The sequence below is a fragment of the Bordetella sp. N genome, from assembly GCF_001433395.1.
Classification (GTDB): Bacteria; Pseudomonadota; Gammaproteobacteria; order Burkholderiales; family Burkholderiaceae_B; genus Bordetella_C.
This window is the reverse complement of the sequence record NZ_CP013111.1, coordinates 210146-230346: the sequence shown is the minus strand read 5'-3', so window position 1 is coordinate 230346 and position 20201 is coordinate 210146. Positions and strand designations below refer to the sequence as shown.

Here is a 20201-nt window from a genome sequence, read left to right as displayed (position 1 = left end):
TGCCTGCGTTCAGCGGCCATTCATGGGCCAGACGCGCTGAACGCGATAGGCGACCAGGGCGCCGACACCGGCCTTGGCGACGTCGACCGGCACGAAAGGCAGCATGCCCAGCATCGCCTTGCCGTTATCGATGCCGGTGACGGCGGCCAGCCATGGCGTGCCGATGGCATAGACCACCACCACGCAGGCCAGGGCGCCGAGGAAATTGCCGACCACGGCGACGAAAGCATTGTCGGTGTTCGGGACCATCAGGCGCACCACCAGGCCGCACACCGCCGAGCCGACCAGCATGCCGACCAGGAAACCGCCCGTCGGGCCGGCGAACACGCCCAGGCCGCCGCGACCGCCGGGCAGGACGGGCAGGCCGATGGCGGCCAGCACCAGGTACAGCAGCACGGCCAGCGGGCCACGGACGGGGCCCAGCATGCAGCCGGCCAGGATGACGCCCAGCAGTTGCAGGGTCACGGGGACGGGGATGCCCGGCATCGGCACCGGGGGGACCAGGCTCAAGACGACCAGCAGGGCCGCGAACAGGGCGACGGAGACGGTGTTACGGGTGCGCATAAGAAGCTCCTTTGATGCAAATATGTTTTGGAAGTCGAGGGGCCGCGCCCCTCGACGCTCCCGCTTCAGCCGTCGCGGGCGTCGATGGCATCGGCGACCTCATCGGCGCGTTTCAGGGTGCGGACCAGCAGGGGCACGACCACCGCCAGGGGGTGGCTGCCCAGGCCGCGCGCCGCCTGGGCCTCGCGAATCTCCTGGTAATTGCGCCAGATCTCCGGCACGAAGCGCAAGGTCAGCCCCAGCGCCAGCGCGGCGCGACCCGCATCGATCCAGCCCAGCTTCTCGAACGGCCGCAAGACCCGCTCGCACACCTCGATCAGATCCGACGTATGCGTGCTCATCGTCACCGCCAGCGCCAGCGCGACCAGCGCGGCCACCCGCAGCACCATTTCCAGCGCCGGCACATGGCCATTGAAATACCACGTGAACCCCGCCAGCACCGCCAGGATCAGCAACATGCCGCGCACATGGCGCCACACGACAGCCGCCCTCACCCCGGTCGAAGCCAGCAGCAGCGCGGCGATCGCCAATGCCCCGGCCAGCGCATCCAGGCGATGCACCAGGAACATCCCGGAGCCGGCCAGCACCAGCGCGCCCAGCTTGAGCCAGGCAGGCAGACGATGCAGACGGCTGGCGCCATCCTGGTAGAGCGGCTCCATCATCCGCAATGCTCCCGATACCAGCGCAAAGCCGGCGCGGGCGTGTCGTCGACCGCGATGCGGCCATCGACCACCACCAGCACCCGGTCGAAATCCACCAGCAGATCCAGGTCATGGCTGACCACCACCGCCTGCCGGTCCATCGCCGCGATGGCGTCGCGCACCCGGTTGCGATTGCGCAGGTCAAGCTGCGTGGTGGGCTCGTCGAACACCACCAGGTCCGGATGAGTCACCAGCACGGCGGCCAAAGCGGCCAGCTGCCGCTCGCCGCCCGACAGCAGATGACTGGCCCGGTCGGCCAGATGCCCTATGCCCAGCGCGTCCAGCTGAGCAGCGATACGGGCGCGCCGCTCGGCCTTGTCGGGCACACGATGTTTCAGCCCGAAAGCCATGTCCTCGCTGACGATGGGAAAAACGATCTGGTTTTCCGGGTTCTGGAACACGAAACCGACCCGCCGACGCACGGCGCGCACGTCGTCACGGGTATCGATGCCGCCCACGCGCACCCGGCCCTCGCTGGGCAGGACCAGACCGTTGAGCAGGCGCGCGAAGGTGCTCTTGCCGGCTCCATTGGGGCCGACCACGGCAATGCGCGACTCCGACAACGTCAGGTCCAGACCATGCAAGACCGTGGTTCTGGCGTTCTTGACGACGGTGTGTTCAAACTCGATTAACATGGGGCGCGATTATGCCCGACCTTTGCACGAACCTTTTGCGTTTGCGCGCGTCCAAGGTCGGATTGCACTGCCACCGCCGGCATCAGGCGGCGGCAGTGCGCGCCACCCTCGCGGCCGGAACGTATCGGCCCGAAACGGGGACAAAGAGGTCCCGTGGTAGCGCGCCTGTGTCCCACCTCCTTTGTCGAAAGCCGAGTCCGGCCGCATGAAAAAATTCCTATTCGATCTATTCCCGCTCCTGCTGTTTTTCATTGCCTATTATTTCGCGGGCATTTATGTGGCCACCGGCGTGTCCATCGCCGCGTCGATCGGCCAGATCATCTACCTGCGGGTGCGCGGCCATCGTATCGAAGGCATGCATTGGGTCAATCTGGTGGTCATCGTCGTCTTCGGCGGCGCCACTTTGATCCTGCACAATGACGCGTTCATCAAATGGAAGCCGACCGTACTGTATTGGTTGTTCGGCATTACGCTGCTGGCCGGCCGCTTTATTTTCGGCCGCAATCTGGTGCAGCGCATGCTCGGCAAACAGATTCAACTGCCCGCGCCCATTTGGGACCGCCTTAATCTGGCGTGGGGCATATTCTTTCTGTTGGCCGGCACACTTAATCTATATGTTGCATTTTCCGGTCATTTTACGGAAGCCCAGTGGGTATCGTTCAAGGCCTTCGGCCTGACCGTGCTGATGCTGGTTTTCGTCGTGGCGCAATCGCTGTGGCTGGGCCGTTATATACAGCCGCCGGCCGCCGACAAAGATGCTCCGGTCGAGAAAAATTAAATGACGGAAAATAAAAACATCGAAACTTTCGATGAACTCGCCGATATTATTCGCAGCCGTTTGAATGAACTCGAACCGGTGACGCTGGACATAATCGACGACTCGCATTTGCATGCGGGACATGGCGGCGCGCATGGTGGTCCATCACATCTCACGGTACGTATTGTCACCACCCGTTTCCTTGGTCTTTCCCCAGTTGCGCGGCATCGGCTGGTGTATGATCGGCTCCAAGATTTAATCCCCTATCCCATCCATGCCTTGGCGCTGGATACCAAAACACCCTGAACTCAGTCAAAAGGCTAAAGGACATACATGAAACGCATTATCCTGATGGCGGCGGCTTGCGTGATCGCCGTTCCCGCTTTTGCCCAGAATGTGGCGACCGTCAACGGCAAGGCCATTCCGCAAAAGAGCCTGGATCAATTCGTCAAGCTGCTGGTGAGCCAGGGTGCGACGGATTCGCCCCAGCTGCGTGAACAGGTCAAGCAGGAAATGATCAACCGCCAGGTGTTCGTGCAGGCCGCTGAAAAGGCCGGCATCGCCAAGCAGGATGACGTGCAGACGGAACTCGAACTGGCCCGCCAAGGCATCCTGGTGCGCGCCCTGATGGCCGACTACCTGCAAAAGCACAAGGTCAGCGACCAGCAAGTCCAGACCGAGTACAACAAGGTCAAGCAGGAACAGGCCGGCAAGCTGGAATACCGCGTGCGCCACATCCTGGTCGCCGACGAGAAGACCGCCAACGACCTGCTCGCGCAGATCAAGGGCAACAAGGCCAAGTTCGAAGACCTGGCCAAGAAGAACTCGAAGGACCCCGGCAGCGCCGACAAGGGTGGCGAACTGGGCTGGGCCCCGGCCACCAACTACGTGCCGCCGTTCGCCCAGGCCGTTACCTCGCTGAAGAAGGGTGACGTGTCCGACAAGCCGGTGCAGACCCAATACGGCTGGCACATCATCCAGGTTGAAGACACCCGCCCGGTCGAGTTCCCGCCGCTGGATCAAGTGCGTCCGCAACTGGAAGAAATGCTGCGCCAGCAAACCCTGGCCGACTACCAGAAGTCGCTGCGCGACCAAGCCAAGGTGCAGTAATCCTGGTTTGAAAGTCAAAAAAAACGCGCCGCAATTGCGGCGCGTTTTTTTATTGCGTGTTTCATTGTCCTGGCGCGGGTTGAAAATCCCGCGGTCCGGGGCTGGTCGGCCCCGGACAGACTGCCGGTATCAATCGTGTTGCGACTGCACTTCCAGCGCGGGACCCTTCTTGCGGTCCTTGCGTACGAAGTTATACAGCTGCCAGGCGATGATCGCGCCGATGACCGCGAACAGCGTGCCGCTGATCGGACGCGTGACGAACGCGCTGAAGTCGCCGCGGGACAGCAGCATGGCGCGACGGAAGTTCTCTTCCAGCATCGGACCGAGGATGAAGCCCAGCATCAGCGGCGCCGCTTCCATGCCAAGGCGCATGAACAGGTAGCCGATGAAACCGAACACCGCGGTGATGAAGATATCGTCCAGGCTGTTGTTGATGCTGAACGTACCGATGCAGCAGAAGAACAGGATGCACGGGAACAGGACGGTGTAGGGAATCTTGAACACCGACAGCCAGTAGCGCACCAGCGGCACGTTCAGGATCAGCAGGAAGCAGTTGCCGACCCACATGCTGGCCACCAGGCCCCAGAACAGGTCCGGGTGGGTGCCGATCATGTTGGGACCGGGCTGCACGCCCTTGACGATGAAGGCCGCAAGCATCAGCGCCATCACGGCGTTTTCGGGAATCCCGATGGCCATGAGGGGGATGAAGCTGGTACGCGCGGCGGCTTCGTCAGCGGCGGCCTGACCGGCCACGCCTTCGATGGCGCCCGTGCCGATCTCGTCACGATGCTTGCTGAAGCGCTTGTCGGCGGCATACGCGGCGAACTGCGCGATGGTCGGGCCGCCGCCGGGCAGGATGCCCAGGATCGAACCGATGATGCTGCCGCGCAAGGCGCTGGGGATGATGCGCTTGAACTCGGGCCACGTCGGGATCAGCTTGATCTTGCCGTTGAAGGGCGTCAGCGTGTTGCGGGCATCGAGGTTCTTGACGATTTCGGCGATGCCGAAGCAGCCCAGGGCGATGCTGATGAGGCCCACGCCGTCCTGCAGGAAGATCAGGTCCATCGTGTAGCGCATCATGCCGCTGTTGACGTCGGTGCCGATCACGCCCAGCAGGATGCCGATCAGGGCCATGGCCAGGCCATTGAGCAGGCTGCCGGCGCTGACGAAGCTGACGCAGAAGAAGCCCAGCATCATCAGTGCGCAGTAGTCGGCCGGGCCGAACAGCAGGCCCACTTCGCCCAGTGCCGGCGCCATGGTCGACAGCACCACGATGGCCACGGTGCCGCCGATGAAGCTGGACATCCCGGCTGTAAATAACGCCAGTCCTGTCTTCCCCTTCAAGTTCATGGCGTACCCGTCGATGCAGGCCACGATACTGCTGGCATGCGGGATCTTCATGGTGATGGCACTGACGCTGTCGCCGTATTGGGCGCCGTAGTAAATGCCGGCCAGCATGATCAGCGCGCCGTTGACGGGGATGCTGTAAGTGATTGGCAGCAGCAGGCTGATGGTCGACAGGGGTCCCAGTCCGGGCAGCAGGCCGATCAGCGTGCCGACGGTGCACCCGATGGCGCAGTACAGGAGGTTTTCCCACGACAGCGCATGGTCGAACCCCAGCGCGAGGTTGTTGAGGATATCGATCATAGGATGGGAAGGGACAGGCCCAGCAGATGTTTGAAAGCGAAGGCCACGGCGATCAGGCCCACCGAGATCTTGACGTTGCGGACCCAGGAGTAGGAGGTGCCGGCGAGGGTCGAGCTGAATACCAGGAAAACGATGCCGAGCAGCATGTTCAGGAAATGCGACACCGCCACGAAGCCGCACAGGGCGACCATGATGATGAGGATGTTCTTGAAGTTGTAGTTCAGCGGCACGGGCTCGACGAGGCGGGCGCGCACGACGGTAATGAGACCGATCAACAGCAGGCAGCCGCTGATCAGCAAGGGGAACAGGCCGGGACCGAAGCGGGCGAAATTACCCAGGGGATAACGGGCCGCGGCGCCACCGAATACGAGGGCGAAGACGACCAGGAACAGGCCCCGGACGAAGTTGCGGTTGCTGAAGTTCATAGTGGGTGGCTCCCCAGATGGGCCGCCGGGCGGGGGGGGATTTGCATGGTTGGCGCTGCCTCTCCAAAGCTGATTGCTGTTATTGGCACGTCCTTCGGGCATTTACGGTTAGCTGAAAATGCTTGGGGCGTTGGACGGGATACTAGGGAGTGGCGCTTTCAGGTGGCTGTCGGTTTTTACGAAAAGTGGGGGGCTTAGCGTATTCACCTAGGGTGCAAAAGCAACAGCTTCCTGAACGAAAGCAAACTGGTAGCTGAAACTGATATGTCGTTTTGCTGAATGGAATCTGTCTTTTATTTGAATTAATACTGACTGGATTCTGAATTATTGTTGTTTATTGGTTTAATAATTGGGGAATTAATGGGGGCTCTGCCCCGCTTCCCCCGCAGGGGGAGAAGAGTTGAGGGGCAAAGCCCCTCAACACTCCCCTTGTTTCGCCAATAGGAAAGGGCAGCGCCCTCTGCCTTCCTCGCAGGGGTCGAGGGGCGTAGCCCCCTCGGCCTTCCCCGCCAGGGGTCGTGGGGCGTAGCCCCCCTCGGCCCTCCCCGCAGGGGTCGAGGGGCGTAGCCCCCTCGGCCCTCCCCGCAGGGGTCGAGGGGCGCAGCCCCCTCGGCCCTCCCCGCAGGGGTCGAGGGGCGTAGCCCCCTCGGCCTTCCCCGCCAGGGGTCGAGGGGCGTAGCCCCCTCGGCCTTCCCCGCCAGGGGTCGAGGGGCGCAGCCCCCCGGCCCTCCCCGCAGGGGTCGAGGGGCGTAGCCCCCCTCGGCCCTCCCCGCAGGGGTCGAGGGGCGTAGCCCCCTCGGCCCTCCCCGCCAGGCGGCGAGGGCGGAGCCCTGAATCCTCTCCCGAAGAACTCGGGTTTATTGCAGAAATCGGGAGCGTAAAAAACCCGGAGCGGTGCGGGACCGGTCCGGGTTCTGAACAGAAACTTGTTTAAAGACGGTTAAAACGAACTTGCGGCAAGCTTTCTCATCCATATGGATGAAAGGTGGCTGGCAACGTGACCGGGATCTCTTGATGAACGGCGGCCGCAGTGTGACCGGCATTTAGATGAACCGTGGCCGGCAATGTGATTGGCAGCGATCACCTGGTACTGGCCACCGTGCGAACGGTATTTACTCGACGCCCAGAAGCGCCTTCAAACCATCCTCATCCAACACCGCAACCCCCAACTCGCGCGCCTTGGTCAGCTTGCTGCCAGCCTCTTCACCGGCAACCACATAAGCCGTCTTCTTCGACACCGACCCGCTGACCTTCCCGCCGGCGGCCAGAATATACCGAGTCGCATCATCCCGCGTCCAGGTAGGCATGGTGCCGGTCAAGACCACCGTCTTGCCCGTCAGCACACCCCCACGCGCGGCCGCTTCGGCTACCGGATGCACGCCATGCTTGCGCAAGGCTTCGATGATCTCCCGATTATGGTGCTCGGCAAAGAACCGATGAATCGAAGCCGCCACCGCCGGCCCCACATCCGTCACCGCCAGCAACTGCTCTTCACTGGCGTCCATGATGGCATCCATATCGCCAAAATGACGCGCCACGTCGCGCGCGGTGCTCTCGCCAACATGACGAATACCCAGCGCGAACAGCAGCCGCCCCAAGGAAGGCTCGCGCGCCTTGTCGATGGCAGCCACCAGGTTCTCCGCCGACTTCACGCCCATGCGGTCGTACTCGGCCAACTCATCGGCCGTCAGCCCGTAAATGTCCGCCAGCGACTTCACGCGCCCCTTGTCGACCAACTGCTCGACCAGCTTCTCACCCAGGCCCTCGATATCCAGGGCCTTGCGTCCAGCCGCATGTTGCAGGGTCTGCTTGCGCTGCGCGGCGCAGAACAACCCGCCGGTACAGCGCGCGATCGCCTCCCCTTCCGGACGCTCGATGGCCGAACCGCACACCGGACACGCCGTGGGATACGTCCAACCGCTATCGCCCGCCTCGACCGCCTGCGGCCGCTTGGCCAGCACCGGCCCGACCACCTCCGGAATCACGTCGCCGGCCCGCCGCACGATCACGGTATCGCCCTTGCGAACGTCCTTCCGGCGGATTTCGCCTTCATTGTGCAAGGTGGCATTGGTCACCGTCACACCACCGACGAACACCGGCTTCAGCCGCGCCACGGGCGTGATCGCGCCGGTACGGCCCACCTGGACTTCGATATCCAGCAGCTCGGTGGTCGCCTCTTCGGCAGGAAACTTGTGCGCCAGGGCAAAGCGCGGCGCGCGCGCCACGAAACCCAATACCTTCTGCGCCGGCAAGGCATCGACCTTGTAGACCACGCCGTCGATGTCATACGGCAGGCCCGCGCGCAGCTTGCCGACCTTCTCATAAAAATCGAGCAGGCCAGCCGCGCCACGCACCTGCGTGTTGTGCTTGATGTTGATCGGCAAGCCCAGTTCGCCCAGCCAGGCCAGCATCCCGCCGTGCGTGTCGCGCGGCAAGGTGGATGTCTGCCGCGTGCCCGGCGCCGGCTCTTCGTATTCCTCGTGCTGCGTGCGCGGCAGGCCGTGCACTTCACCCCAGCTATAGGCAAAGAAGCGCAGCGACCGTTGCGCCGTGATGCGCGGATCGAGCTGGCGCAAGCTGCCGGCGGCGGCATTGCGGGGATTGACGAAAATCTTCTCGCCGCGTTCGCCCTGCGCCTGGTTGAGGCGGTCGAAATCGGCACGGAACATCAGCACCTCGCCCCGCACTTCCAGCACGTCGGGCGCGGCGCCCTTGAGCTTCAAGGGAATCGATTTGATGGTGCGGATATTGGAGGTGACATCCTCGCCGGTCTGCCCGTCGCCCCGCGTGGCGGCCTGCACCAACACCCCCTTCTCATACCGCAGGCTGATGGCCAGCCCGTCGAGCTTGAGCTCACAGAAGTAGTCGGTTTCAGCGTCCGCCGCCAGCAAGCCGGCGCTGCGCAAGGTGTCGGTGACACGCTTGTCGAATTCCTGCACGTCCTCCGCTTCGAAGGCATTGCCCAGCGACAGCATGGGCACGGCGTGGGCCACGCTGCCGAAAGCGGCCAAGGGCGCCGCCCCCACCCGCTGGGTGGGCGACTCGGCGGTGACCAGTTCAGGATGCGCGGTTTCCAGCGCGATCAGCTCGCGCATCAAGCCGTCGTATTCGGCATCCGAAACCGCCGGCTCGTCCTCGACGTAATAACGGTAATTGTGCTGCTCGATCTCGCTGCGCAAGCGGGCTATCGCCTCCTGGACGGGAGGCACGGCATCTTTCTTCGACCCAGTCACGCGAAGACCCGCAAGGCACGCTCACTGCCGGACCGCAAGCCAGCCTGCTCCAGCTGCGTGAACAGCACTTGCAGGCGCTCGTCGATGACCTGCGCCGAACCCTCGGCCAAAGGCTTGCCCTGGTCATCCACCAATTCGGCGCGCAGGCGTTGGGCCAATTGCTGACCCACATCCACCATGCGACCGAAGGCGTGTTCGTCCGCCGGGCTGCAAGGCACGTCCAGCAACAGGTTCAAGCGTTCGACGCCACCCATGCCGGCGTCGAAGGCGGCGCCGTCGCCGCGCGTCAAGGTGAAGCGGGTCTGGCCTTCGTCCGACACCCAGGCCAGGCGCGGGCCGTCATGCACGAAGCCCAGGTCGCGCGCCACGGCCAGCACTTCCGCGGCCGGTTGGGCGCTGCCCAGCAACAGGGTCAGGCCAACCTGCGTATCCAGGGCCGCGCAGGTATCGTCCAGACGGGCGGCGCGTTCCAGCACGGCTTGCTGGTCGGGACCTTCGATGGTGGCTTCGAATCGTTCCGCCAGATCCTGCACGCGCGCCCAGGCCTGCGACCATTCGATGGCGGTCAGCGGACCGGTGCGGTTGGCCAGCAACACGGCAACCTGCAGGGCGCTATAGGATTCGTCGGCATGCAGGCGGGCGCGATGGCGCGCGCGATCGGTCACGCCAAAGATGCGGATGGGTTTGCGGCCAGCACTGCGCAAGCCTTGCAGGCCCTGCTGCAGATCCGTGCCACGCACCGGTTCGGCAAACGCCACTTCGATGACCACTTCGGTGGCGGGATCGGCTTCCTCGGCATCGTCGCCATCAGGCGTGACGGCAACCACGGGCGCGCCCCGCGCGGGCGTCTCGGCGACCCCGGGTTCGCGCTTGCCCAGTCCGGGCTCGCGGCGGGCCGCGGCCGGCGTGTCCCAGGCGGCATCTTCCTGTTTCGTGCTGGTCCGGGCAGCGGACTGCTCGCCGGCGCCCAGCAGCGGATCATGTTCATTGGTCGGGAAATGCACCTGCATCTTGCGGCGCACGCGGCGGTCTTGCCACCAGTTGAATCCCAGCACCAACAATATCAGCAGGGCACCCACAACGATCAGGCTGATCTGCAAATCACTCATGTGTCTATACCGCGCCCCGAGGGCAGCGTCTCGGTAGGTTCTTGATCAGGCGGCCTCGGTGGCCATTTGCACCGCGGAATCGATATCGACGGCAACAATACGGGAAACCCCCTGTTCCTGCATGGTAACGCCAACCAGTTGCTTTGCCATTTGCATCGCGATCTTGTTGTGCGAGATGAAGAGGAACTGAGTCTGCTCGCTCATATTGCTGACCAGATTGGCGTAGCGTTCGGTGTTTGCGTCGTCCAGCGGCGCATCGACCTCGTCCAGCAGGCAGAACGGCGCCGGATTCAGCTTGAACAGCGCGAACACCAGGGCCGTCGCGGTCAAGGCTTTCTCGCCGCCCGACAGCAGGTGAATCGTGCTGTTGCGCTTGCCCGGCGGTTGCGCCATCACCTGCACGCCGGCATCCAGAATCTCGTCGCCGGTCATCGACAGCTTGGCTTCGCCGCCGCCGAACAGGCGCGGGAACAGCTCGCCAAAGTGGCCGTTGACGGTGTTGAAGGTCTCCTGCAACAGCTCGCGCGTTTCGCGATCGATCTTGCGGATGGCGTCTTCCAGCGTCTCGATGGCCGTCAGCAGGTCTTTCTGCTGGGAATCGAGGTAGTCATTACGCTCGCGCGCCGCGTTCAACTCGTCCAGGGCAGCCAGGTTGACCGAACCCAGGCTGTCGACCTGGCGCGAGATGCGCGCCACTTCGGACTGCAGCCAATTGGCGCGGCGCCATTCGTCCGGGCGCTCGGCCAGCGAGGCTGCCACGGCGGCGCGGTCCACTTCACGCGCGTCGAGCTGCTCGCTGAACTGTTCCTCGGCCAGGCGCGCGGCCTGTTCCTGCAACTGCAATTCGGTAATGCGGGCGCGGCGCGGCTCCAGGGTCTGCTCCTGGCGCACGCGGTCTTCGTCGGCGCCGCGCAGCTGCGACGCCAGATCGTCCATTTCGATGCGGGCGCGCTGCAGGGCCTCTTCGCGCTCGGCGCGCTGTTCCAGGGCTTCCTGCAGGCCGGCCTGGGCAGCACTGGCGTCCAGTTCGAACAGCTCGCCCTGCAACTGCTCGAGTTCGCCGGAAGCGCGCCGGCTTTGGTCGGCCGCCAGCTGCTGATTGCGTTGCAGGTCCTGAATGCGGACCTCGATGCCGCGCTGGGCGAATTCCGCCTCGTGCACCGCCCGTTCCAGGTCGCGCAGCGCGGTGCGCGCGGCGTCGGCCTTTTCGGCCAGCGCCTCGCCGTCGATTTCCGCGTCGGCGAAGCGCGACTGATGCTCGGCCAGTTCCTGGTCCAGGGTCTCGAAGCGCACTTCAGCGTCTTCGCGGGTGGCCCGCAGATCTTCCTCGTTCGCGGTGATCTCGGCCAGGTCTTCCCGCAGGCGCTTGCCGCGCTCGCCGGATTGCTCGGCCTGCTGCTGCAGGCGCGAATGTTCCAGCTGGATATCGTGCACCCGGCGGGTGACCTCGGCGACGCGTTGGCGCGCCGGTCCCAGCGACTGCGACACCTGCTGCCAGGCTGTTTCGGCACGGGCCACGGCGGCGCGGGCCTGGTCGGCGATAAGTTGCTGCGCCTTGACCTCGCGCTGCAGGTTGCCGATTTCCGTCTGGCGCGCCAACAGGCCGGCCTGTTCGGAGTCCGGTGCGTAGAAACGCACGCTATGGGCATCGACCAGATGGCCGCTCTTGACGACATAGACGGCGCCGGGCGGCAAGGTGGCGCGGCCGGCCAGGGCCTTGCCCAGGTCGTCCGCCACATAGACATCGCGCAGCCAGTCGCCCATCAGGCTGCGCAGACCGGGATCGGTCAGATGCAGCATGGACGTCAGCGGCGCCAGGCCGCTGCCGGCGGCGGGCGTGGGGCCCGGCGCGGGCGCCTGGAAGAAGGCCAACCGCGCGGGCGGGGCGTCATCGACGAAAGCCTTGGCGAAATCCAGGTTGCGCAGTTCCAGCGCCGCCATGCGTTCACGCAGCACGGCTTCGAGGGCGGTTTCCCAACCGGCCTCGACGTTCAGCTTCTGCCACAGGCGCGCCATGCTGCCCAGTTCATGCTTGGCCAGCCAGGGTTCCAGGGCGCCCTGCTTCTGCACGTCTTCCTGCAATTTGAGCAGGGCCGACAGGCGTGCTTCCAGACGCCCCAGGGCCTGCGCGTCACGCTGCGCCGTTTCCTGGGCCTGGCTACGCTCGGCGTCGGCCACCGGAACACGTTCTTCCAGTTCGGCCAACTGACCCTGCGCCTCTTCCAACTGTTCTTCGCCGGCGGCACGATCGCCCGCCAATTGCTCCAGCTGAGCGGGATCGGGCGTGTGCAGTTCACGCATTTCCTGCTGCACGCGCTCGCGGCGCTGCTCCAGGGCCTGCAACTGGCGGTCGGCGTCGCGCTGCGTCTGCGCCACCAGGGCCAGGTTCTGCTCCACGCGCGCCAGGGCGCCGCGCATGTCGTCGCGGGAGGCCGCAGCATCGCGCACGCTGGCTTCCACCGACGGCAACGCCGCCTGCGCGTCCTCGGCCCGGGCACGGGCCTCGCCCGCGCGTTCGCCGGCCATGGCCAGGTCTTCCTCGGCCTGGGCGATCTGTTCGGTGCAATGGCCTTGCTGGGCGTCCCACTCGGCGATCTGCGCCTGCAGCTGGTCGCGCCTGGCCTGGACCCGGTTGCGCGAATCCACCACGTGGCGGATCTCCGCTTCCAGGCGGCTGACCTGGCCATTGGCCTCGTACAGCCCGCCCTGGGCGGTGTGGACGCGGTCGCTGGCTTCGTAGTGAGCCTGGCGGCGGGCTTCCAAGGCCGCCTCGCCAGCCCGCAGGCCGGCCATGGCGCCTTCGAGCTCGGCCTGGGCCTTTTCGATTTCGGCGGCTTTTTTCTGCCTTTCTTCGCGAGCGCCCGTTTCCTTCAGCAGCCACAGCGCATGCTGCTTCTGTTCGCCGTCGCTTTGCAGTTCGCGATACTCCCGCGCGACCTCGGCCTGGGCTTCCAGCTTGGTCAACTGGCTGGTCAGCTCGCGCAGGATGTCTTCCACGCGGGTCAGGTTTTCGCGGGTGTCGGACAGGCGGTTTTCGGTCTCGCGCCGGCGTTCCTTGTAGCGCGACACACCCGCGGCTTCTTCCAGATAAACCCGCAGTTCCTCGGGACGCGCCTCGATCAGGCGGTTGATCATGCCCTGCCCGATGATGGCGTAGCCACGCGCGCCCAGGCCGGTGCCCAGGAAGATGTCGTGGATGTCGCGGCGCCGTACCTGCTGGTTATTGACGTAATAGCTGCTGGTGCCGTCGCGGGTGAGCACGCGGCGCACGGCGATTTCGCCGTAGCTGCTCCACTGCCCGGCGGCCCGGCCTTCGCTGTTGTCGAACACCATTTCGACCGACGCGCGGGCGGCCGGCTTGCGGTTGCCGGAGCCGTTGAAGATGACGTCCTGCATGGATTCGCCACGCAACTCGGAGGCCTTGGCCTCGCCCAGCACCCAGCGCACCGCATCGATGATGTTCGACTTGCCGCAACCGTTGGGACCCACGACGCCAACCAATTGGCTGGGCACGGGTATGACGGTCGGATCGACGAACGATTTGAAGCCGGCGAGTTTTAACTGGGTGAGACGCACAATAGATCAGGGTCGGACGGGAAGGTTGAACGAGGCGTTGAACGGACCTGCCGCACAGATTGCAAATCGGCCCCGATGGGGGGGCCGACGCATACGCACGGCCACCCGGGGCCGTACGGAATCAATTCGGGCCCTATGATACCCCAGGTGAAACCCCAGGCTGGTACGCCGCAGGCAGTCAATTCGTCCGAAAGTCGCAGCCTGCCAGGCATGCACCGGCCGGTAAGTGGCCTGCCGGCCGTCAAATCTGCGATTCCCGGCCGTCTGCCCTGGGGCGGGACGCTATACTCCCTGACACTTTTTTTTCACGCCGGGACCTTCCGGCCAATGGACAGCGACGTCGAGCGGGGACACTTTTGAAACGAGGCTTTTACCTGGTCATGGCCGCGCAGGCCCTCTCGTCACTGGCCGATAACGCACTGTTCATCGCGGCGATCGCCTTGATCGAGGAGTTGCACGGGCCTGACTGGATGACCCCGGTCATGAAGTGGTCCTTCGCGCTGGCCTACGTCTTGTTGGCGGCCTTCGTCGGCGCATTCGCCGACTCCTACCCGAAAGGCCGGGTCATGTTCGTCACCAATGCCCTCAAGGTCGCGGGCTGTTTGTTGATGTTCTCCTACGCCAGCCTGGGCCTGATGCCCGCGCACCAGATTTATCTGGTCAGCGCCGCCTATGCCCTGGTCGGTGTCGGCGCCGCCGCATACTCGCCCGCCAAATACGGCATCGTCACGGAAATGCTGCCGCCGCACATGCTGATCAAGGGCAATAGCTGGATCGAAGGCCTGACGGTCTTCTCCATCATCCTGGGCACGGCCCTGGGCAGCGCCCTGATCTCTCCCGTGGTCTCCCATACGCTGCGGGAATTCGCCCTGGTGCGCCACCTGGCCCATACCCCGGCCGAGGCCGCCATCCTGGTGATCGCGGTCGTGTATCTGGTGGCAGCGGTGTGCAACCTGCTGATTCCGAACACGCATGTCCGCTATCCGCCGCAGCAGAAAAACCCGGCCAAGCTGATTTTGACTTTTGGCGGGTATGTCCGCATTTTGTGGAAGGATCGCCTGGGCCAGATTTCCCTGGCGGTCACCACGCTGTTCTGGGGCGCGGGCGCGACCCTGCAGCTGATCGTGATCGAATGGGGCCGCCAGCAGCTGGGCTACAAGCTGAGCCAGGCATCCATCCTGATGCTGGTCGCCGCGGTCGGCACGGTGATCGGGTCCTTGCTGGCGTCGCGGGTGCCCTTGCGGCGCGCGCTGGACGTCCTGCCCGTGGGCGCGCTGATGGGGGTGGTGGTGCTGGCGATGCCTTTCGTCGAAGCGACCTGGAGCGTGTACGCGCTGCTGCTGCTGATCGGCGGTCTGGCCGGTTTCTTCGTGGTGCCGATGAACGCCCTGCTGCAGCATCGCGGGCATGTGCTGCTGTCGGCCGGGCACTCCATCGCGGTGCAGAACTTCAACGAGCAGTTGAATATTCTGCTGATGGTGGCGATCTACACCGTGCTGCTGTACCTCAACCTTCCCATCAGCATCGTGATCTTCATCTTCGGCAGCGCCGTGGCCCTGCTGATGGTGGTCTTCATCCGCTGGAGCTACAACAACGTGCGCAAGACGCCGGAACTGCTGGACCAGATCGGCCAGGAAGGCCACGGCCAGGCCCTGGAACACGGGCGGCATTGATCGGGGGGCTCCCGCGCTGGGGAGCATTGAGGGGCGCAGCCCCTCAAAACCCCATACCCTCGGCGTGAGCCGAAAGCTCAACAACCTATACGCCGGCGACCGCCAGTTGCAGGTCTTTCCAGCTGCGTGCCTTCTCATTCGGGCTGCGCAGCAGATAGGCCGGGTGATAGCTGACCACCACGGGGATCTCGCGCCCATCGTCGGTACGCAGGGTATGCACCCGCCCCCGCAGATTACCCACCGCCGCATCGGAGCCCAGCAAGGTCTGGGCGGCGAATCGGCCCAGCACCAGGATGCGTTCCGGCTTCAGCAAGGCGATCTGGCGCATCAGGTAAGGACTGCACGCGGCGATCTCTTCCGGCTTGGGATTGCGGTTCCCCGGCGGGCGGCACTTGATGACATTGGCGATGAAAACGTCGTCCTGCCGAGTCATGCCGACCGACGCCAGCATGGCATCCAGCAACTGACCCGAGCGGCCGACGAAAGGCAGGCCTTGACGGTCTTCCTGTTCGCCAGGCGCCTCCCCCACCACCATCCAGCGCGCCGACTGAGCGCCATCGCCGAACACCGCCTGACGGCGGCCTTCGCACAGGCCACAGGCCGTGCATCCGGTGACCTGCGTGCGCAGTCCTTCGATATCCAGCGTGTTCAGGTCGGGCATCGGCACGGGTGTCGCGCCCGGTGCGTTCTTGCCCGATTTGGCCTGGGCGCCCGCCGACCGTGCCGCCTGCTTGCGGGCGGCTGCAACGGCCTCGGCCGCGGGGCCTGAGGAAGAGGACGGCCGCGCCGCGCCGGCATCAGCACTGCTGCTTTCCGCCGTTGCGCCCGCATCGACCGCTGCCGCGGAATTTTCTTCAACACCCGCGTCGTTCGCGGCGGCTCCAGCGGTGGCGCCCATGGCGACATCAGCCGCCTGCGCGGCGCCTGGCGTCGATCCACGCGCGGCCGCCAGCGCGGCTGCCGCGCCGGCCGCCGGAGCGCCCTGCCCGACCCGCCCCGCGCTACCCGCGTCGGCCGCTTCCGGTTCCTGGCGCGCCCAGACTTTCTCGATGCCCAGCTCGCGCAGCCAGGCCCTCTGCAGCGCGTTGACGCGCAGGGGCGCCGGGGCTTGGCCGGCCTCAATCATTCGCTGCTCCATCGTCTCGCGCCAAGCGCTTCTGCATCACCACGGCGTCCTCGCGCTGTCCCTTGCCGGCGGGATAATAACCGCGTCGCACACCGATGCGCAGAAAACCGTGCCGTTCGTAAAACGTCAGGGCGCGCGCATTCGACGGCCGCACCTCCAGCAACAAGCCGCCGATTCCGCGCGCTGCCGTGCGGGCCTCGCACCAGCGCATCAGATGCGAGCCAAGTCCTTGGCCGTGCAAGCTTTTTTCCACCGCGATGACCAGCAGATGCGAGACATCCGGCGCGTGCATCAAAATGCAGAAACCCAGCAGGCGGCCATCGCGCCTCACCCCGCAGGTGTCATAGGCGGACGCCAGCGCGTCAGCGAAATTGCCGCGTGTCCAGGGAAACGCCTGCACCGCCGCCTCGATCCGGGCCATCTCATCGAGGTCGTCGCTATGCAGGGGCCCCAGCTCGGCCTCGGCCCCAGTGCCACCACCGGCGCCCAAGGCGCCCAGCTGCGGCGCCGGCGTGGGCGGCAGCTGCTGCGCCGACGCCGCGGCTATCGCGGCCTTGGGGTTGCCGCCCTGCCCGCCCATGCGCTCGGCGGTCGTGAAGGCAACCTTGTCGCGCACGTAGAGCGGCGCCGCCAGCTCCGCCGCCACGGCCTCGCCCCGCTGCCAGGCTTGCGCGGCCAGCCGCGCCACCAGGCGCGCCTCGGGCCGGGTGGCATCGAAGCGCGGCCAATCCGCCGAAGGCGCCATGTGCGCGGCCAGGGAGTCCCAGGCGTCGCCCGCGATCACCACCGACAGCGGCACGCCGCACTGCGCGCTCCACCCGTCCACCTGCGCTTCGATCCAGGGCACCGCCTCGGCCGCCGCGATCAGCATGGGGGCCTGCAGGACCTCCCAGCGCGTGTCGTCGGCAGCGCCATCCAGGCGCCGGTAAACAGCCAGGTAGACCTCCTCCATGCGGGCGTCCAGGGCCACCACCACAGCCTGGTCCGGCCGCGCGGGCACCAGCGCCGCCACCGCCTGATGCGACACCACGGGCAGAACAGGGATATCACGAGCCAGCGCAATGCCCTGGGCGACGCCGCAAGCGACGCGCAACCCGGTGAAGCCGCCAGGGCCCTGACCGAACGCGACCGCGTCCAGATCCGCCACGTCCAGACCCGCCTGCGTTAACAAATCGCGCGCCATGGGTAATAAGCGCTCGGCGTGCTCCTGCGCCCCCTCATGCTCCTGGATGAGGACGTGGGGGTTCTTCGAGTCGCCATGGAGCAAAGCCACGCCACAGCGCGTAGAGGACGTTTCCAGAGCCAAAAGGGTGAGATTCATGGAGAAATATTGTACGGAAATACGGCAATTGCCTCGTTTGTAAGGGGGATTTCAACTGATATTCCCAATGTGTAATATCTTGTGAACGCCCACTAGCGGTCCAAAATCCGCGCTGTTACATTTGCCGCCATGAACACGCAAAACACTACCCCCACCCGCAAGGTCCTCGTCGTCGACGACGATCCCCGTTTACGCGACCTGCTACGGCGATACCTGTCCGAACAGGGATTCAATGTCTTCGTCGCGGAAGACGCCAAGGAGATGGGCAAACTCTGGCAGCGCGAACACTTCGACCTTCTGGTCCTGGACCTGATGCTGCCCGGCGAAGACGGATTATCCATCTGTCGCCGACTGCGTGGGGGCCATGACAACACGCCCATCATCATGCTGACGGCCAAGGCGGAAGAAATCGACCGCATCGTCGGCCTGGAAATGGGTGCTGATGACTACCTGTCCAAGCCCTTCAACCCGCGCGAACTGCTGGCCCGCATCAATGCGATCCTGCGCCGCCGCGGCACGGAAGAGCACCCGGGCGCGCCCAGCCAGGAAAACGAGTCCATCGCTTTCGGACCCTACATCCTGAACTTGTCGACGCGCACCCTGACTCGCAACAACGAGCAGGTACCGATCACGACGGGCGAATTCTCGGTCCTGAAAGTTTTCGCGCGCCACCCGAAAATCCCGCTGTCGCGCGACAAGTTGATGGAATTGGCGCGTGGCCGCGAGTACGAAGCCTTCGACCGCAGCCTGGACGTGCAGATTTCCCGTCTGCGCAAGCTGATCGAACCTAACCCGTCGAAGCCCGTATTCATCCAGACCGTTTGGGGCCTGGGTTACGTCTTCGTCCCGGACGGCGGTAGCTGATCCGTGTTCCCGTGCGGGGTATCGGGGGCGTCGCCCCTGCTGCTCCGCCCGTGCAGGATCTTTCTGAATAAAGCATGGCGCAGCGTATACGTCTAGGGCTGTTCGGCCGTACTTTTCTCCTGCTCGCCGCCTTGATGCTGGTTAGTCTGGGCGCCTGGCTGCAGGTGTTTTTCAGTATGGAGCTGGGACCGCGCGCCAATCAAATGGCGCAGCGGGTGATTACGGCCGTCAATATCACTCGTACGGCACTGGTGTATTCCCAGTCCGATGAACGCAGCAAACTGCTGCTCGACCTGGCCACCAACGAAGGCATCCAGGTCTATCCCCGGGAGGTCACCGACTTCGCCGAACCTCTCCCCCACGACGATTACTGGCAGCGCGTGGCCGAACGCATTCGTTCGCGCTTCGGCCCCGAAACGCAGATATCGTGGGGCGTCAACCAGGTGCCCGGCTTCTGGGTCAGCTTCCAGATCGACCACGACCTATATTGGCTGGTGTTCGAGCGGGAGCAAATAGGCCTGACCGGCGGCATCGAATGGCTGGGCTGGGGCGCCACGGCGCTGCTGCTGTCCCTGGTCGGCGCGGCCGTCAGCGTGGGCTTCGTCAATCGGCCGCTATCGCGGCTGGCCAAGGCGGCGCAGATACTGTCGCGCGGCGAGACCCCTTCCCCCCTGCCGGAAAACGGCCCTGCCGAAATCCGCGACCTGAATGCCTCCTTCAACCGCATGGCCAAGGACATAAGGCAGACGGAGGCGGACCGGGAGCTGATGCTGGCCGGCATTTCGCATGACCTGCGGACGCCGCTGGCGCGGATGCGGCTGGAAATCGAAATGAGCGGCGTGTCGGAAGATGCGCGTCAGGCCATCGATGAAGACCTGGCCCAGATCGACCACAGTATCGGGCAGTTGATGGAATATGCCCGGCCCGCCGGCACCCTGCCGCAGATGGCCACGGACATTTCCAGCGTGCTGACCGAACTGCTGGACCGCGAACGCAGCCACACCGCGTCAACGGGCGGCGAACTGGAAGCTTTCATCACGCCCGGGCTGCGCGCCCGCATCACCGCCCTGGATCTCAAGCGCATCGTCAGCAACCTGATCGAAAACGCCCGCCGCTATGGCCGCTCCGGCGATGGCCAGGCGCACCTGGTCATGGAAGTGCAACCGGAAGGCAATATGATCGCCATCGAGGTCTCCGACCGCGGTCCTGGCATCGCCAGCGACGACGTCGAGCGCCTGCTGCGACCGTTCTCGCGCGGCGAAGCGGCCCGCACCGGGGTGAGCGGCGCGGGATTGGGTTTGGCTATCGTTGAACGCCTGCTCAAGCACGTCGGCGGATCGCTGAAAATGCTGCCCCGACAAGGTGGCGGCTTGACGGCCAGGATAGAGATCCCCAAAAGCAAGATTAGGAATTATCAATTAGACAGCGAAAATCAATAGCGTAAAATTTAACGCTTGAGA

General features: G+C 64.8%; 16 protein-coding genes. 6 read left to right on the top strand and 10 right to left on the bottom strand.

Annotation, left to right across the window (positions count from 1 at the left end):
* Positions 1 to 9 precede the first annotated feature (9 nt).
* The 3 genes from ASB57_RS00980 to ASB57_RS00970 form a co-directional block, all read right to left on the bottom strand.
* Positions 10 to 564, bottom strand: coding sequence for a biotin transporter BioY (locus tag ASB57_RS00980; protein WP_057649784.1), 555 nt, complete (start codon positions 562 to 564; stop codon positions 10 to 12).
* Positions 565 to 629: 65 nt separating this feature from the next.
* Positions 630 to 1226 carry an energy-coupling factor transporter transmembrane protein EcfT gene (locus ASB57_RS00975; protein ID WP_057649781.1) on the bottom strand — a complete coding sequence of 199 codons (597 nt, stop codon included), beginning with the start codon at positions 1224 to 1226 and terminating at the stop codon, positions 630 to 632.
* Positions 1223 to 1900: an energy-coupling factor ABC transporter ATP-binding protein gene (locus ASB57_RS00970; protein ID WP_057649779.1), complete on the bottom strand. Its 678-nt coding sequence runs from the start codon at positions 1898 to 1900 to the stop codon at positions 1223 to 1225. The genes ASB57_RS00975 and ASB57_RS00970 overlap by 4 nt, the downstream gene beginning before the upstream one ends.
* Positions 1901 to 2105: 205 nt before the next feature.
* Here ASB57_RS00970 and ASB57_RS00965 point away from each other — a divergent pair, with 205 nt between their 5' ends.
* Genes ASB57_RS00965 through ASB57_RS00955 form a run of 3 tightly spaced genes read left to right on the top strand, consistent with a single transcriptional unit; the run spans position 2106 to position 3767 of the window.
* Complete coding sequence (locus tag ASB57_RS00965; RefSeq protein ID WP_057649778.1) at positions 2106 to 2678, top strand: septation protein A; 573 nt, start codon at positions 2106 to 2108, stop codon at positions 2676 to 2678.
* Complete coding sequence (locus ASB57_RS00960) at positions 2679 to 2963, top strand: BolA family transcriptional regulator (RefSeq protein ID WP_057649776.1); 285 nt, start codon at positions 2679 to 2681, stop codon at positions 2961 to 2963.
* 27 nt (positions 2964 to 2990) lie between these two features.
* Positions 2991 to 3767 (top strand): peptidylprolyl isomerase, encoded by a 777-nt coding sequence (locus ASB57_RS00955; protein ID WP_057649774.1) that lies wholly within the window; start codon positions 2991 to 2993, stop codon positions 3765 to 3767.
* 129 nt (positions 3768 to 3896) lie between these two features.
* Here the strand turns inward: ASB57_RS00955 and ASB57_RS00950 are convergent, their stop codons facing one another.
* The 5 genes from ASB57_RS00950 to smc all read right to left on the bottom strand — a co-directional run bounded on the left by ASB57_RS00950 (position 3897) and on the right by smc (position 13757).
* Positions 3897 to 5411 carry a tripartite tricarboxylate transporter permease gene (locus ASB57_RS00950; protein ID WP_057655825.1) on the bottom strand — a complete coding sequence of 505 codons (1515 nt, stop codon included), beginning with the start codon at positions 5409 to 5411 and terminating at the stop codon, positions 3897 to 3899.
* Positions 5411 to 5839, bottom strand: coding sequence for a tripartite tricarboxylate transporter TctB family protein (locus ASB57_RS00945; RefSeq protein WP_057649773.1), 429 nt, complete (start codon positions 5837 to 5839; stop codon positions 5411 to 5413). The genes ASB57_RS00950 and ASB57_RS00945 overlap by 1 nt, the downstream gene beginning before the upstream one ends.
* Before the next feature lie 1112 nt (positions 5840 to 6951).
* The gene (gene ligA, locus ASB57_RS00940) at positions 6952 to 9048 is read right to left on the bottom strand and encodes an NAD-dependent DNA ligase LigA (protein WP_057649770.1); all 2097 of its coding nucleotides are present in this window, start codon (positions 9046 to 9048) and stop codon (positions 6952 to 6954) included.
* Between the two features lie 20 nt (positions 9049 to 9068).
* On the bottom strand, positions 9069 to 10181 hold the full coding sequence (locus ASB57_RS00935) for a cell division protein ZipA C-terminal FtsZ-binding domain-containing protein (RefSeq protein WP_057649768.1): 1113 nt from the start codon (positions 10179 to 10181) through the stop codon (positions 9069 to 9071).
* Between the two features lie 45 nt (positions 10182 to 10226).
* On the bottom strand, positions 10227 to 13757 hold the full coding sequence (gene smc / locus ASB57_RS00930; protein ID WP_057649766.1) for a chromosome segregation protein SMC: 3531 nt from the start codon (positions 13755 to 13757) through the stop codon (positions 10227 to 10229).
* A 356-nt stretch (positions 13758 to 14113) separates the two neighbouring features.
* Between smc and lplT the strand changes: the two genes are divergently transcribed.
* Positions 14114 to 15430, top strand: a complete 1317-nt coding sequence (lplT, locus tag ASB57_RS00925) for a lysophospholipid transporter LplT (RefSeq protein WP_057649764.1) — start codon at positions 14114 to 14116, stop codon at positions 15428 to 15430.
* Between the two features lie 85 nt (positions 15431 to 15515).
* On the opposite strand, the gene ASB57_RS00920 is transcribed toward lplT, so the two are convergent.
* Positions 15516 to 16556 carry a uracil-DNA glycosylase gene (locus ASB57_RS00920; RefSeq protein ID WP_057649762.1) on the bottom strand — a complete coding sequence of 347 codons (1041 nt, stop codon included), beginning with the start codon at positions 16554 to 16556 and terminating at the stop codon, positions 15516 to 15518.
* Entirely contained in the window at positions 16549 to 17877 is a 1329-nt protein-coding gene (gene tsaB, locus ASB57_RS00915) for a tRNA (adenosine(37)-N6)-threonylcarbamoyltransferase complex dimerization subunit type 1 TsaB (protein WP_057649760.1), read from the bottom strand. Before tsaB ends, ASB57_RS00920 begins: the two co-directional genes overlap by 8 nt.
* 129 nt (positions 17878 to 18006) lie before the next feature.
* Here tsaB and ompR point away from each other — a divergent pair, with 129 nt between their 5' ends.
* Together ompR and ASB57_RS00905 are read left to right on the top strand one after the other, a co-directional pair.
* A complete protein-coding gene (gene ompR, locus ASB57_RS00910; RefSeq protein ID WP_057649758.1) occupies positions 18007 to 18741 on the top strand; it encodes a two-component system response regulator OmpR in 735 nt (244 codons plus the stop codon).
* 74 nt (positions 18742 to 18815) lie between these two features.
* Entirely contained in the window at positions 18816 to 20180 is a 1365-nt protein-coding gene (locus ASB57_RS00905; protein ID WP_057649756.1) for an ATP-binding protein, read from the top strand.
* The last annotated feature ends 21 nt before the right edge of the window (positions 20181 to 20201 follow it).